Origin of the sequence: Enterococcus sp. RTP21361st1_A6_RTP21361_211029, from assembly GCF_040910045.1 — a bacterium.
In the GTDB taxonomy this organism is placed as follows: domain Bacteria; phylum Bacillota; class Bacilli; order Lactobacillales; family Enterococcaceae; genus Enterococcus_D; species Enterococcus_D gallinarum.
In genome coordinates this window covers 1-14,267 of sequence record NZ_JBDGBK010000089.1, presented here as the reverse complement: position 1 = coordinate 14,267, position 14,267 = coordinate 1, and the positions used below count along the sequence as shown (strand labels likewise).

Annotated in this window: 14 protein-coding genes and 2 pseudogenes; all 16 read left to right on the top strand. The window is 41.2% G+C overall.

What is annotated here, in order from left to right; genetic code table 11:
* The coding region (locus tag AB5Z52_RS13550; RefSeq protein ID WP_368266953.1) for a LysR family transcriptional regulator substrate-binding protein at positions 1 to 200 on the top strand (200 nt) is incomplete at its 5' end.
* The gene (locus AB5Z52_RS13545) at positions 193 to 594 is read left to right on the top strand and encodes a LysR substrate-binding domain-containing protein (protein WP_021150184.1); all 402 of its coding nucleotides are present in this window, start codon (positions 193 to 195) and stop codon (positions 592 to 594) included. The genes AB5Z52_RS13550 and AB5Z52_RS13545, both read left to right, overlap by 8 nt.
* A gap of 151 nt (positions 595 to 745) precedes the next feature.
* Positions 746 to 1,159: pseudogene (locus AB5Z52_RS13540) on the top strand (cupin domain-containing protein).
* A 13-nt stretch (positions 1,160 to 1,172) separates the two neighbouring features.
* Complete coding sequence (locus AB5Z52_RS13535) at positions 1,173 to 1,490, top strand: carboxymuconolactone decarboxylase family protein (RefSeq protein WP_005470766.1); 318 nt, start codon at positions 1,173 to 1,175, stop codon at positions 1,488 to 1,490.
* 95 nt (positions 1,491 to 1,585) lie between these two features.
* Positions 1,586 to 2,092, top strand: a complete 507-nt coding sequence (locus AB5Z52_RS13530) for a DinB family protein (protein ID WP_003125858.1) — start codon at positions 1,586 to 1,588, stop codon at positions 2,090 to 2,092.
* 161 nt (positions 2,093 to 2,253) lie between these two features.
* Positions 2,254 to 2,994, top strand: coding sequence for a tRNA pseudouridine(38-40) synthase TruA (gene truA, locus AB5Z52_RS13525; RefSeq protein WP_003125859.1), 741 nt, complete (start codon positions 2,254 to 2,256; stop codon positions 2,992 to 2,994).
* Positions 2,995 to 3,024: 30 nt separating this feature from the next.
* Entirely contained in the window at positions 3,025 to 3,669 is a 645-nt protein-coding gene (locus tag AB5Z52_RS13520; protein ID WP_005470767.1) for a glucose-6-phosphate 1-dehydrogenase family protein, read from the top strand.
* Positions 3,670 to 3,937: 268 nt separating this feature from the next.
* Positions 3,938 to 4,747, top strand: coding sequence for a peptide-methionine (S)-S-oxide reductase MsrA (gene msrA / locus AB5Z52_RS13515; RefSeq protein WP_179190911.1), 810 nt, complete (start codon positions 3,938 to 3,940; stop codon positions 4,745 to 4,747).
* Between the two features lie 568 nt (positions 4,748 to 5,315).
* Positions 5,316 to 6,638 carry a citrate transporter gene (locus tag AB5Z52_RS13510; protein WP_219644891.1) on the top strand — a complete coding sequence of 441 codons (1,323 nt, stop codon included), beginning with the start codon at positions 5,316 to 5,318 and terminating at the stop codon, positions 6,636 to 6,638.
* 19 nt (positions 6,639 to 6,657) lie between these two features.
* On the top strand, positions 6,658 to 7,881 hold the full coding sequence (locus AB5Z52_RS13505) for an amidohydrolase family protein (protein ID WP_137264325.1): 1,224 nt from the start codon (positions 6,658 to 6,660) through the stop codon (positions 7,879 to 7,881).
* A 769-nt stretch (positions 7,882 to 8,650) separates the two neighbouring features.
* Positions 8,651 to 9,352: a deoxynucleoside kinase gene (locus AB5Z52_RS13500; protein WP_081842106.1), complete on the top strand. Its 702-nt coding sequence runs from the start codon at positions 8,651 to 8,653 to the stop codon at positions 9,350 to 9,352.
* Positions 9,353 to 9,484: 132 nt separating this feature from the next.
* Positions 9,485 to 10,333, top strand: a complete 849-nt coding sequence (locus AB5Z52_RS13495; RefSeq protein ID WP_021150175.1) for a helix-turn-helix domain-containing protein — start codon at positions 9,485 to 9,487, stop codon at positions 10,331 to 10,333.
* Between the two features lie 256 nt (positions 10,334 to 10,589).
* Positions 10,590 to 11,546, top strand: coding sequence for an FAD:protein FMN transferase (locus AB5Z52_RS13490; protein ID WP_003125867.1), 957 nt, complete (start codon positions 10,590 to 10,592; stop codon positions 11,544 to 11,546).
* A gap of 3 nt (positions 11,547 to 11,549) precedes the next feature.
* On the top strand, positions 11,550 to 12,155 hold the full coding sequence (locus AB5Z52_RS13485) for an NADPH-dependent FMN reductase (RefSeq protein WP_021150173.1): 606 nt from the start codon (positions 11,550 to 11,552) through the stop codon (positions 12,153 to 12,155).
* Positions 12,156 to 12,176: 21 nt separating this feature from the next.
* A complete protein-coding gene (locus AB5Z52_RS13480; protein WP_137264326.1) occupies positions 12,177 to 13,433 on the top strand; it encodes an NAD(P)H-dependent oxidoreductase in 1,257 nt (418 codons plus the stop codon).
* 446 nt (positions 13,434 to 13,879) lie between these two features.
* A pseudogene (locus AB5Z52_RS13475) lies at positions 13,880 to 14,267 on the top strand (FUSC family protein); the annotation flags it as partial.

Below are 14,267 nucleotides of genomic sequence, written 5' to 3'. Positions count from 1 at the left end.
GTTGTGTGGAAGCAGAAAACTCCTATTTGCTCACACAAATCATCGAAGAAATGGTTACTGATCACCCCCAAGTGTCTTTTACTATTTTTAGCGGAACTAGTAATGATATTCTGGAAAAACTTGATAAAGGCTTGCTTGATGTGGCGATTTTGATTGATCCTGCAACGACGGATCAATACAATCGGCTGACCATTGCCTAAGAAAGAAGTCTGGGGGCTGTTTGTTGCAAATGAACACCCGTTGGCTGATCAAAGCAGTATCTCACCTGCAGACATCCTCACCACACCGTTGATTTGTTCGAGTCGTAAAGAAGTTTTGGAAATGTTTTGCACGTGGGGGGGATTCGTTGAAGAAGAGTTGACAATCGTTGGGAGATACAATTTGATTTTTAATGTGCTTTTATTGGTCGAAAACAATGTTGGTGCTGCTTTAGCAATTGCTGGAGCGATTCATCATCGAGAAAACCAAATAAAATTCATCCCCTTTTCGCCACCTCTGGAAACGAACTGTGTTCTGGTATGGAGGAAAGAGACGATTTTGGCGCCGACAGTCCAAACATTTTTGAAGAAATTCAAGCATGCTTTGCAAGCATAGAAATCAGCTTAACAAGTATTGGACGTTATGTGGATCAAGCAGTAACATGAACTTGTAAGTTATTGAAAGGATTGCCGCTTTATTGATTGTGAAAGCTGACAAAATGGCACAATGGTATCAGACAAAGAGGTATGCAAGGAGGAGACAAGCAATGGCAAAATTTGAAGAGGTAAAAGATGGCGTGATTTTCCCAAGTGGCGCAAAAAATGAAGCGTATGCCCAATACTTTGTTGGACAAAGTTATTTAAACACTTTAGTTGCAGACCCCTCGGTCAATGTTGGCGTTGGGAATGTAACTTTTGAGCCAGGTTGCTGCAATAATTGACATATTCATCATGATGGTTATCAGATTTTGCTGATTACTGGTGGTGAAGGCTGGTATCAAGAAGAAGGAAAACCAGCCCAATTTTTGACAGCAGGAGATATTGTCGTCACCCATGATGGCATCAAGCATTGGCATGGCGCAGCAAAAGATAGCTGGTTTGAACATCTGGCTATTACTGCCGGAACGCCTGAATGGCTCGAAGCTGTGGCGGAGGAAGACTATCAGCAGTTACAAAAATAAGGAGGCAATGAGAATGAAAAAACAAACAGCAGGAAGCGAACGATTGGGTGACTTCGCCCCTCAGTTTGCGGCATTGAATGATGACGTATTATTCGGAGAAGTGTGGTCTAGAGAACAAGAATTGTCCGCCAGAGATCGCAGTTTGATCACTGTTGCCAGCCTTTTGACACAAGGTGTGCCTCAATTAGAAGCTCATTTACGAATCGCCAAAGAAAATGGTGTGACTCAAGCAGAGATCGTTGAATTGATCACACACTTGGCTTTCTATGCCGGATGGCCTAAAGCATGGTCGGCATTCAATTTAGCCAAAGAAATTTATGCGGAAGAATAATTTTTCAGTCCTTTTTACCAGCAGGTTGATTCATTGGTTTCTCCCTTTTTCTGTAGTAGAGTAAAGATAAGCACTTACTAAAGAGGAGGAGTATCATGAAGGAAACACAATTGACGATCGAGACATTGCAACGGGCCCAAGAACGATTTGAAGAAACGTTGGCGCAAATGAGTATCGCGGAAGCGAACACGATGCCGGAGCCACTGATTAAGTCAGTCACTTGGCTGATCTGGCATACCGCTCGCGAAATCGATCTGCAGATTTCCGCATTAGCGGATCAAGAACCACTTTGGCTAGCGGACTGGACGAAGCGATTTGCTTTGGATTTGCCTGACGATACAGAAGATTGGCGTCATACACCAGAAGAAGCCGCCAAGGTAATTGTTAATCAAAAAGAACTATTAGTGGATTATCTTTCTGCTAGTGTCGAGTTAGCAGTTAATTACCTTCAGTCTATCGATGAAACTAGCTTATCAGAAGTGATTGATGAGAACTGGACGCCAGCTGTGACACGACAAGCTCGGATCGTCTCCATCGTCGATGATGCAGTCATGCATTCGGGCCAAGCAGTCTATACAAGGAGATTAGTGATTGGGAAATAAAAGTTTTTAATGACATCAGAAATTTGAATCTTTGGCTGTTTTCTTGAAATATCGCTAAAATCTTCTTTAGAGCATTTACACCGGTGACGGGTTCCCTTATGATAAGCAAGGGAACCCGTTTTTTTGGGGTAAATCATTGATGACAGGAGCAATTAAAATAAATGAGAAATATTAAACTTACGATTGAATATGATGGCAAGCGCTATCTGGGGTGGCAACGTTTAGGCGATTCTGATCGAACGATCCAAGAGAAAATTGAAAGTATTTTGACACAAATGACAAATGAAAAAATCGAAATCATCGGGTCTGGACGTACAGATGCAGGGACGCATGCGAGAGGACAAGTAGCCAATTTCAAGACAGCAAGCGATTTGTCCCCCGAAAAAATGTTGCAATTCCTGAATCGCTACCTACCTCAAGACATCGTCATCAAAGAGGTCGCAGAAGCCTCTGAACGGTTCCATGCCCGTTACAATGCGACCGGCAAACAATACAGTTATTATGTTTGGAATAGTCCGATTCCAACCGTATTTGAACGTCATCGGAGTTTTCATTGTCCGCAAGAGCTTGATTGGGACAAAATGCAAGCAGCTTGTGAGAAGTTTATTGGCACTCATGATTTTATTGGCTTTTCTGCATTAAAAAAGACCAAAAAATCCACTACTCGTACAATCGAGGAACTCTCACTCACAAGAGAAGGAGATATGCTGCGTTTTCGCTTTAAAGGAGATGGCTTTCTTTATAAAATGGTACGGATCATCACCGGGACGATTTTAGAGATTGGTGCGGGTACAATGGACATTTCGGCGATCGATGAGATATTTACGAATCAAGTCCGAAAAGCAGCCGGAGAGACAGTGCCTTCCCAAGGATTGTTCCTAGATGCTGTTTACTACCACTAAAAAAATAGAGCTTAAAAGTAAGGTGACATTATGGAATTTGCTAAGGCAGATTTTGATTTATTCGATCGTGAGGTATTTGCCTTTAAACAAATCAAAGACATCTACCCACCAGAAACAATTCAGCGGCTGAAAGAGGATTATCAGATGAGCTGGCAAAAATGGAAACATATCCAAATGACTGTCGCAACCAATGTATCAGCAGACCTTCAACCGAAAGTTGAGAGTTGGACGAATGGTTGGAATTTGCGCAGTCATTTTTGGTGTGCTTATCGGAATGAGGCACATCCGAATCAAAATGCCTGCCTAGCTGCATTGATCAATCAAAAGCAATATCAAGTCTATTTCATGTTCCAACATTACAAAAGTGGCCAACGTTCAGGGAGTTTAGCAGCCTATAATGACTTACGCTGGCAGATTGAAGAATGGAGCAAAGACAAAAATTTGGCTGATTATTATATTTGGCCACAGGTGGAACATGAACTAGAAGATCATTGCCCATTAGCTGTATACCTCTCAGAGCCGCAAAAACAAAGACAACTTGAAGAAAAGCTGCAAGGACGCAGTTTTCAAATCGGCAAACTTTGGTTTCCATCAGAGAGCATCGAAGATGTTGAGAGATTGACGACTGAAGCATTAGAAGAATTAAGTCCATTGTATTTTTCACTAACAAGATAAACAATGCTCTTAAGATAACCAAACAGCAAAATACCTCGAACTGAACGATAGCTGATTTCTGTTCTACAGGAATTTCAGACCCTCCTATGTTGATGGTCTGTACCGCTATTTGTTCGGTTTTTTTGTCATTTAGAGAATTTTTTCTTTGGTCAGAAAGCGAATCAGTAGGCCAGATGAAGGAAATATGGTAATTTGCATATAAATCATTTCAAGTAATTGCAAGAGGATGGAACACTTCAAAGTTTTGCTGGCAGAGAGGATGAGAAGGATGGACGAGGAACGATTAAGTCAGCTTTACAATTTGATCATCAATCCAGGGACAAGAGATTGGGAACGATCCCAGTTGTTGGCAGCCCGAGATCGGTTAGAATCCGGACAAGAACAAAAAAATGTCCTATCAGAGTTGGAAGCTGCTTTGCGACCATTGGCACTTCGAGGCAACTTGACACCGGATTTACAGGATTTTTATGATCAGTTAAGAGGGATAGAAACAACTCAAACAACTCAAAAAACAAAGACACATCAAATCACTGACTGGAGTCATCAAGAAACAGCCATTTTTGCGGGGGGTTGTTTTTGGTGTATGGTGGAGCCTTTTGAACAGAAAATAGGGATCACTTCTGTTCTTTCAGGATATACCGGCGGGAATATCCCGCATCCCACGTACGATCAAGTCAGTAGCGGGTTAAGCGGACATGTAGAAGCAGTGGAAATCATTTTTGACAATCGGTTGATTACGTATGAGGAGCTAGTCTCATTGTATTGGCAGTTGACGGATCCCACAGATGCTGGTGGACAGTTTCAAGATCGGGGAAAGCAGTACCGACCAATCATTTTTGTCGGAGATCCGCAGCAACAAGCGATTGCTGAAGCGTCAAAAGAACAGCTGCAAAGGGCAGGTCATTATGCAAAACCAATCATCACAGAGATTAGACCAACCACGACTTTCTGGCCAGCCGAGAATTACCATCAAGGGTTTTACCAAAAAAATCCTCATCGGTATCGCCGGATTCAACGTGCCCGCAAACAATTGCTGGTCTATCAGCGGATTAAGCGATTCTTCAGTGGAACCAGATAATTGATAAAAGTGGCTGGTCAGAATAGGCAGAACAGCCGCTTTTGTTTCACTTTGATGCAAATGATTTAGACAATCGGCTAAAAAAAGATCGTTTTTTTTAGAATAACGTCCAAAGAAAGCGGATTCACATTCGCGTAAAATAGAAAACAGGAAGATAGGCAGAAAAGGAGAAAAGGAAGAATCATTCCCACAAAAAAGCGGTGTATTTGTATGTCCGACAACTTCAAAGGATTCACCAACGGCATCTTGTGGCCGTTTATTAGTAGTGGACAGTGCAGGGAATGATTCTTAGGGAGGAGTGGCTCAGAGAACTTGTAGCTGAATAGCAAGTAGTGAAAGGGGTAGTTTTTTAAGAGTGATCTCATTTTGATTTCAATAGGTAATCGGCAGTAATTGTTTTATAAAAGGAGAAAGCAGGCCCCGTTTGAGTTTCTCTAAATGGAATAACCTATTTTGCTAGTTACGTAATAGACTGAATCATTCGTTTTTTTCAATGCATTTATTTTTATCCAAAAAAGGACGTGGAAAAATGAAAACATTTAAAAAATGGTTTTTTTTGCTTGCTGCTATGTTTGTAGGAATGTTTTATGGCATTGCTGTACATGCTGAAGAAGCAATTGACCAAATCGTTGCACCAACAGGATTTAAAGCTATTTTGGTTTTAGTTCCATTGGTCTTGGTTTTAGTTCTTTTATTTAGAAAGGTAGATATGATCATTGCTGGACTGGTTGCTGGTATACTAGCAATGATCATCGGAGGTATCAGTTTAGCAGAAGCCAATACGCAACTGCTGGAAGCTGTGCCAACGATGTTGAGTATCACTGTCCCCATCATCAATTCTGCTGTGGCAATGGCTGTTTTCAAAGCGGGAAGCTATACGGCAGCTTTGACTTTGGCTAAACGAGGAACAAAAGGCAAGGTAGAATATGTTTCTGCATTTATTGTCATTTTGCTTGCAGCAGCTACTTATATGTCTGGTATTGGCGGCGGCAGTGCAATGGTGATCGCACCACTGGCTTTTGCAGCAGTGGGAGTGGTTCCAGAATTGATTGCAGCCATGTCGCTAGCGGCAGCTGTCTCGTTTACAACTTCTCCTGCCTCCTTAGAATCAAGTATTGTTTCCAAACTGGGCGGCTTTAGCGTTTCTTCTTATGTTGTTGAGATGCGTCCTTTTTGGTTGTTGTTTGTCGTGTTAGCTATCGCTTTGGCTTTTTGGGGAACGAAGCGCCGGCACATCGGCTTTAAAGCTTCTGCAGAAAATGAATATGAAACAAAAAGTAATGGCGAGTTGTTCAAAATCACATTACCAGCGATTTTCTTGCTTTTTGCAGTTATATTCGGCCCGCTAGTCAATGAGTTGATTGGTTTTGTTTTCTTCACACCGCTTGTTTATATGGTGATCACATTAGCATTGATTTACTTATGTACTGATTTTTCAATGAATCAATCGGTGGAAGCAATGGTAGATGGATCAACGTATATTCTGACTCGTCTTTTTCAAGTGGGAATCTTCTTGGCATTCATCAATATCATTGCGCAAACAGGAACGTTTGCCGTCATTGCTGGGGTAGCTCAAAATGCACCGGAATTTGTTGTAGTACCTGTGGCGATTTTAACCGGAGTCTTGATTGGCATTCCTGCTGGAGCGTATGTGGGCTCAGTGTTGACACTTGTTTTGCCAGTCGCCGTTTCCCTAGGATTCCCACCGATTGCTTTAGGTTTTGTCACAATGGGCGTGGGCTTAGGCAGTCAAATGAGTTTCGTCAACATCACGATGCAAGCATTATCTTCAGGATTCCAAATCCCCATTTTGGATGTGGTCAAAGGAAATGTGAAATGGCTAAGTCTTGCTTCAATTATATTGTTGTTCATTGGTTTGATTTTTGGGTAAGTAAGAGGGAGGAAAAGAAATGGATCTACTAATTAAACAAGCAAGAATCGAGGATGGAGAAGAGTTAAAAGACGTTGGCATTACTGCTGGCAAAATCGTCGAGATCGCACCATCCATCGAAACAGTTGCAAATGAGACCATCGAAGCCAATGGACGAGTGCTGATTCCCGGTCTTGTAGAAAGCCATATTCATTTGGATAAAGCATTGATCGCTGACCGTGAACCCAACAATTCCGGCACATTGCAAGAAGCTATCGCGGTTACTGCAAAATTAAAGCCAACTTTCACAGAGGAAGACATATACCAACGGGCAAAACAAGCACTTGAGATGCTGATCGTTCATGGTACGACAGCTGTGCGGACTCATGCAGAGTTTGATCCAGCCCAAAGATTTACGGGCTTTGATACAATCATGCGATTAAAAGAAGAATACAAGGATTTGATTGATATGCAAGTTGTCGCATTTCCCCAAGAAGGAATCTTCAAGGCGCCTGGTACTGATAAGATGATGATCGAAGCAATGGAAAAAGGTGCCGACGTTGTAGGGGGAATTCCTTATAATGATGCACCAGCCAATGAGCATATTGATTTGGTTTTTTCGATTGCCAAACAGTTTGATAAAGACATTGATCTCCATCAAGATTTCGCCGATGAAGCGGATGAGACATCAATTGTTTATCTGTGTGAGAAGACCATTAAAGAAGGCTATCACGGGCGTGTCTCCGTAGGTCATTTGACCGCGTTGCATGCGATGCCGCCTGAAAAATTAGCAGAAGTCATCTCATTGATGGCGGAAGCACAAATCAATGTCATGCCATTGCCTGCCACCGATCTTCATTTAGGGGCGAGAAACGATCCTTATAATGTGCGTCGTGCAGTCACTCCGATTCGCAAATTAAGAGATGGTGGTGTAAATATCTGCTTAGGAAGCAACAACATCCGCAATGCCTTCACACCTTATGGGAATGGGGACTTGATTCAGATTGCGATGCTAGCTGTTCCAGTTGCCCACTTAGGTGGGGCTGCCGACTTGCCGACGGTTTTACCGATGATCACTACCAACACGGCGAAAGCGTTGAAACTAGCTGATTATGGATTAGCTGTTGGTAAAAAAGCCGATCTTGTATTGTTAGATACAAAGTCGAAAAGCAATGCATTGATTGATATTCCCGAACGGGTTTATGTGATCAAGAACGGTCGTGTAACGGTTAAAATCGAGAAAACGATCGAAATCTTACGTTAAGGATCATGGAAAGATATTCTTTAGTGGAAAGGGGCGCAAATCAGTTCACTGACACAAAGGATATATCCTAGCTAGAGTTTGTTTTTTGATTCAAGGGGACAAAAACGACTGATTGCTGATCCATTGAAGTGGAATAGCAACATTCTAAACACAATACCTGCTCTTTTTTCTGATAGGAGAGCAGGTGTTGTGTTTTTTGGGGGAAAGGATGAATAACAAAATCAGCTGCAGTGACTGAATATTTCCTTCCTTTAGATACCATTACTTCACAATATATAGTATTTTTTAATCTTTTTCTTACACTCTGTTCACTATATATTGTATTTACTTTTTTTAAAGATTAGGTAAAATGGATCTTGAAGTTTGGAAGGAGCGCTGTTTTTGTCATAATCGTTTAGCAGGGATTTGTGTCGAAGTGAGGCAAACAAGCATAAAGAATCCGCCATTACGACTCTGAGAAACGCACGAGTTTAGACGACAACCTGTTAGCAGAAGAGTGCCCGTTATTGGAAAAAGGACCTTCAATCTTGTAATACCTGCTGGATTTGATACACTAGAGAGGTTGCCACTGAGACATTAGTCGCGAGAAATCTTTTGTTATCAAAGAGAAATCAGTAAACAAGGTCTTTTATGAGTATTTTGCTGCTAACCAAATGCCATGTAAAGATACGCCTACGTTTTGAATCAGCTTCAGTGTTAGGTTTATCAGTGAGGGAAAAAGCGAGACAAGGATGGCTCAACGATATTTTAGTAAGAAGGATGGATGCATGTGTTATTGATAGCAGGAACGATTGGAGCAGGTAAAAGTAGTTTGACCGATTTTTTATCGAAGGAAATGGCTTCAAAACCATTTTATGAAAATGTTGAGGACAACGATGTGTTACCATTGTTCTACTCAAATCCAGAAAGATATGCTTTTTTGTTGCAAATCTTTTTTTTGAATAAAAGTTTTCTTGCAATGCGGGAAGCCTTGTCTCACGATGACAATGTGATCGACCGTTCGATTTATGAAGACAGCATGATGTTTCATTTGAATGCAGATCTTGGAAGGATCTCACCAATGGAAGTCGAGCAATACGACAATTTATTGAACACGATGCTGCGTGAGTTGGAAGACTCCGCCCCAATGAAACAACCAGACTTGATGATCCACATCAAAGTTTCTTTGGAGACTATGATCGATCGGATCGGTAAGCGAGGACGTTCGTATGAACAGGTGGCAAATGATCCAAGTTTGTATGATTACTACAAATTGTTGAACGAACGTTATGATGCTTGGTATGAAAATTTTGATGTCTGTCCGAAAATGCAGATCGATGGGGATGAACTAGATTTTGTAGCAGACCCTCAAAACTTGAACAAAATTATGAAAATGATCGAAACAAAGCTAGCCGAGATACGTACAGGAAAAGAGAAAGGAAGCTATCAAACCCAGCGGGCTGTCGTAAAAGGCGATTTCTCAGAAAAGTGATTGTTCCATAGAGTCTTCCCCTTCACAAGTGAAAAATAAAATCAAAAGAGGGTGCCTGTTTTCAAAAAAACATGCTAAAATCATATCGATACTGAATGGCTGCCAAAGTTGAAGCAGAGAGGGGAAAGGCAATTGAATGTAGAGAAATTTATTGCAGCACGAAAGGCTGTTGGGATGTCACAAAAAGAACTTTCAGAGGGTATTTGCACACAAGCAACTCTGAGCAGGTTTGAAAATAATGGACAAGTCCCTTCCTTGAAAATATTGATCAAGTTATGCAATCGAATCAATCTGCCTTTAGTGGATCTTTTTTCTTCAATCAATGTGGTGAATTCACAACTAGATGAACAACTAGAAAAAGCTGAATTTTCGCTGATTACCAGTGAATTTGAACAATTGGCTCAAATTTTGGAGAAAATCGATCCCAAAACGATCAAAGACGCCGATTTAAGAGCTCGTTATTATTATCTTAAAGGATTCGAGATGGTTTTTAACCAGGCGCCGTTCACGGATGTCTTGTTCCATTTTGATCAATTGCTGATGTCAAAGACGACCGACACAGTATTTCAACTGCTGGCCTACACGGGGATCGGCATCGCTTATGCGCGTGAAGCTGAGTTGGAAAAAGCGGAAGTATATTTCGATAAAGTATTTAGCGAAATTTATACGTATCCCATCCAAACAACGGAAGACATCTGGCGCGTTTTGAATATCGTTTTCCATTGCGGGGTTTTTTACGCGCAAACGAATGATCTTGAAACCAGCAACGCACTATTAAATTATGCGATCGCCATTTGCTCAGAGAATCATTTGACCTATTATCTGGCCCGTGCAGCTGCACAGTTGGCCAAAAATGCCCAAGCTGCCGGCGAACCAGCTTCTGTCATTCTAGAATTGATACAAGATGCACTTGCGTTTGCAAAAATCAACAAAAATCGGCTGTTGATCAATGAGTTAAATCAGATGAAAAAACAGCTATAATGATGCATGACTAAAGCAAATGAAAATGAGTCGTTATTTTTGATCCGTTTTATAGGGAACAACCTTTGATCTAGCAACGAAAGATCGAAGGTTGTTCTTTTTTTATATAAAATTAGCGCGGCTTTGTATATAAAAAAATATATAATAATATTGACAAAAATGTTTTAAAGGAGTATTCTCTGATTGTGAAAATACTAACAAAAATGATGGTTCGCTAGCGAGTCGTTTGATTTTTGGAATCAAAGAAGGGATACAAATGGGTGAAAACTTTTTTCGAGAAGAAACAAGGGTCATTCATCGAATGGGTACAACCATCACATTACAAGTTGCCCATAACGATCCAATGTGGTTGCTATCAGAATTAGAACGCCTGCTGCATGAATATGAAACACGATTTAGCGCAAACGATCCCCACTCAGAATTGATGGCGGTGAATCACGCAGCTGGTCAACATCCTGTGGTCGTCGATCCAGAACTTTATGAGCTAATCAAAATCGGCAAATATCATAGTTGCGCAGCAGACAGTCACTTGAATATTGCGATTGGTCCTCTTGTCCAAAGATGGCGGATCGGATTTACGGATGCAAAAGTCCTCACACCCTCAGAAGTAACTGCACTACTGCCATTGACAGACCCGCAACAAATTCGTCTGAATGAGGAAGAGCAAAGTGTCTTCTTGGAAAAACAGGGAATGCTGCTAGACCTCGGTTCATTAGCTAAGGGCTACATTGCTGATAAATTACGAATGTACTGTCATCAGAACCATGCTGTTTATGCTTTGATCAATTTAGGTGGTAATATCGTGACCTATGGCGCGTCTCCAAAACATCAGGATGGTTTTTGGCGTATAGGTATAAGAGACCCCCAAGGAACAAGGCAGCAATCATTGGAGATCATCAAAGTCAAGAATGCCTCTCTTGTGACTTCTGGTATCTATGAACGCTATTTACAGCAAGGAGCATCCGTTTATCATCACATCATTGATCCAAAAACAGGCTTTCCAACCAAAAGTGACTTAGCGAGTCTGACCATTGTTTCTAAGTCATCGTTGGAAGGAGAAATCTGGACAACTCGTTTATTTGGTAAACCGATAGTTCAAGTGGTGGATCAATTGAAAGCTCAGACCGGAATCGAAGGAATCTTTGTCACAAGGGAGAATCGGGTCTGCCACACGTCAGGGATCAAAGAAAATTATTTTGGAAAGGAAGAATAAAAAATGAAATTTATAGGCTTAGTAGGAACCAACTCATCACGATCAACGAATCGCGATTTGTTAAACTTCATGAAAAACTTTTTTGCTAGTGAAGCGGAGATCGAACTTGTCGAAATCGCCGGTCTTCCCTTATTCAATAAGCCGGAAGACCATGAGTTGCCGGAAGCAGTCAGAAGGATTGCAGAAAAAATTGAAGCTGCTGATGGCGTGATCATCAGTACCCCAGAATATGACCACGCCGTTCCAGCTTCGCTGATCAATGCCTTGAATTGGCTTTCTTATGGTATTTTTCCTTTTGTTGATAAGCCCGTTATGATCACAGGGGCGTCGTATGGCACACTAGGGTCTTCCAGAGCACAGGCTCATTTGCGGCAGATTTTAGATTCACCGGAATTAAAAGCACGGATCATGCCAAGTTCAGAATTTCTTTTGGGGCACTCATTGCAAGCTTTTGATGAACAAGGACGCCTGAAAGATGAAGAGCAAGTAACAAAATTGCGGGAACTATTCAGTGATTTTCTCTTGTTTGTGACGATCACAAGTCAGTTACAACATGCCCATCAAGCCAATAAACGTGAAGCAGAAAATTTTTCTTGGGAAACCATTTAATTGCGATAGGAGATAGAAAAGATGAAATTAATCGGTATCGTCGGATCAACAGCAGAAGTTTCAACCAATCGAAAATTATTAACATTCATCAAAAAACAATTCACCGAACTTTTTACTTTGGAACTGGTCGAAATCAAAGATTTGCCATTATTCAATCAAGATGATGATCAAACGAACAGTCCAGAGATCCAGCAACTAAATCGAAAAATCATTTTAGCCGATGGCGTAATCATTGCTACACCAGAGCACAATCATACAGTACCAGCAGGCCTGAAAAGTGTCTTGGAATGGCTTTCATTTAAGATTCATCCTCTTGAAAATAAGCCAGTAATGGTCGTGGGTGCTTCGTATTATGATCAAGGAACTTCCAGATCACAGTTGCATTTGCGTCAAATCTTGGATGCCCCAGGAGTCAATGCACTTGTGATGCCGGGGAATGAGTTTTTACTAGGAAAGTCAAAAGAAGCTTTTGATGAAGATGGGAATCTGATCGATCAACGAACAATTGATTTTTTAGGCAGCACGTTAGCAAGCTTCGTCAAATTTATTAACGTAGTCTCTGCATTAGCTGGACCTAAACAATTGCCACCAGAAGATTTACATGCGACTGGGAAGATCGCTACAACGGTGGAAGGCGTTGATATGTCTGATGATCAATGGCTTGAGAAAGCTGCAGAAGCAGTAGGGGCCGTTTCTGGAAATACTTATGTTCAGTTAAATCGTGGATTATTGACCGTCGATCAAATCAATTATTTTTTAGATTCAATGCCGATGGAGTTGACCTTTGCGGATAGCAATAATCAATTCTTGTATTATAACTTGCGTCAAGAAGCCCATGAAATGTTGGCAGCTCGTGTTCCCGGTCAGGTGGGCAATCCATTAGCAAACTGTCACCCTGAAAAATCATATAAAAATGTGGAATGGGTGATCCAACAATTGCGCAGCGGCGCTACAGATGCTGTTCGGGTTCATGTACCAAAACAGGTTCCAGAGAAATACATTGTCCACAATTACCAAGCCATGCATAATGAAAATGGCGAATATGCAGGTATCAACGAGTATATTCTAGATTTCAAACCAATCATTGAATGGTATCTGCAACAAACCGGTCAAAAATTGGTGGGAAACGAAGATGCTGTCTCTAGCGCTTCTGTTCACGAGAACTCAGATGCTGTTACCAGTGCTTCTGTCCACGAAGATAACGCAGAGTCAGCTACGACAACTGGTGCGTCAGAGGCTGTCGTAGTCGATGCTGTTTCTAGTGCATCTGTAAAATAAAAGAGGACTAAATTTTTCCTATCCTAAAGGAGATAGAGGAATAAAATGATTCGATCAAAACTTACTGAGTGCAACTTCTTGTTTGCTCCAGAATAGTTTTGATCTTTTTTATATCACTTGAACCGCATAATTGACGGCAATGAGAGAGCATCGTCTTTTCTGATAGATTAACTGAGATCAAGTGATTCACGAAACTTTCTTGAAAAATTTGCATATTTCGATTTTCATTCCTATAATTGATAGGGAGGCCGTTGCTTCTCTGCTAGAAAGTCGCTGCTTGTTTTTCCATTGTTAAAAATCTTTCATCTTCTATAGCTTGCTTCATCAGTTATGCCGTGTTTTTCATTGAAGATCTTGTTTTCTTCTGATCATTTACATACTAATTTTTTCCCAAACAACCACTTATAAAAGATGTCGCTCCCAATAGGGGCTAGAGGAGGAATGTCATGAATTTAACTACCAAACTATTACGTCCATTGGGCTCTGGCATCGCAATGGGCGTTCCTTTGATTACTGGGATTCTTTCCAAAGACCCCATGATTTGTTCTGTTGGAGCCATGGGAGCTTTTTCTTATTTGGCTTTTCAGCACCGTTCCTTCAGTTACAATATAAAAGCAATCCTGATCCACGGTTTTGCATTGTTGAGTGCTTTTATTTTAGGGGCGATTACTTCATTGATTCCTTGGAGTGCACCGTTTATTATCGGCTGCTTATCCTTCACGGCTTTTTTACTTTCCAAAATCTACCGCTTGCCAAAACCAGATTATTTCTTTGTACTGATGCTCTACGCAACGGGATTCAATTTTCACCATCAAACACAGAATGTGACAGCTG

Coding starts and splice junctions, on each gene's coding strand:
- AB5Z52_RS13480 (WP_137264326.1), top strand. CDS start 12,177: ATGAAATTAATCGGTATCGTCGGATCAACAGCAGAAGTTTCAACCAAT.
- AB5Z52_RS13505 (WP_137264325.1), top strand. CDS start 6,658: ATGGATCTACTAATTAAACAAGCAAGAATCGAGGATGGAGAAGAGTTA.
- msrA (WP_179190911.1), top strand. CDS start 3,938: ATGGACGAGGAACGATTAAGTCAGCTTTACAATTTGATCATCAATCCA.
- truA (WP_003125859.1), top strand. CDS start 2,254: ATGAGAAATATTAAACTTACGATTGAATATGATGGCAAGCGCTATCTG.
- AB5Z52_RS13520 (WP_005470767.1), top strand. CDS start 3,025: ATGGAATTTGCTAAGGCAGATTTTGATTTATTCGATCGTGAGGTATTT.
- AB5Z52_RS13535 (WP_005470766.1), top strand. CDS start 1,173: ATGAAAAAACAAACAGCAGGAAGCGAACGATTGGGTGACTTCGCCCCT.
- AB5Z52_RS13510 (WP_219644891.1), top strand. CDS start 5,316: ATGTTTGTAGGAATGTTTTATGGCATTGCTGTACATGCTGAAGAAGCA.
- AB5Z52_RS13530 (WP_003125858.1), top strand. CDS start 1,586: ATGAAGGAAACACAATTGACGATCGAGACATTGCAACGGGCCCAAGAA.
- AB5Z52_RS13485 (WP_021150173.1), top strand. CDS start 11,550: ATGAAATTTATAGGCTTAGTAGGAACCAACTCATCACGATCAACGAAT.
- AB5Z52_RS13490 (WP_003125867.1), top strand. CDS start 10,590: ATGGGTGAAAACTTTTTTCGAGAAGAAACAAGGGTCATTCATCGAATG.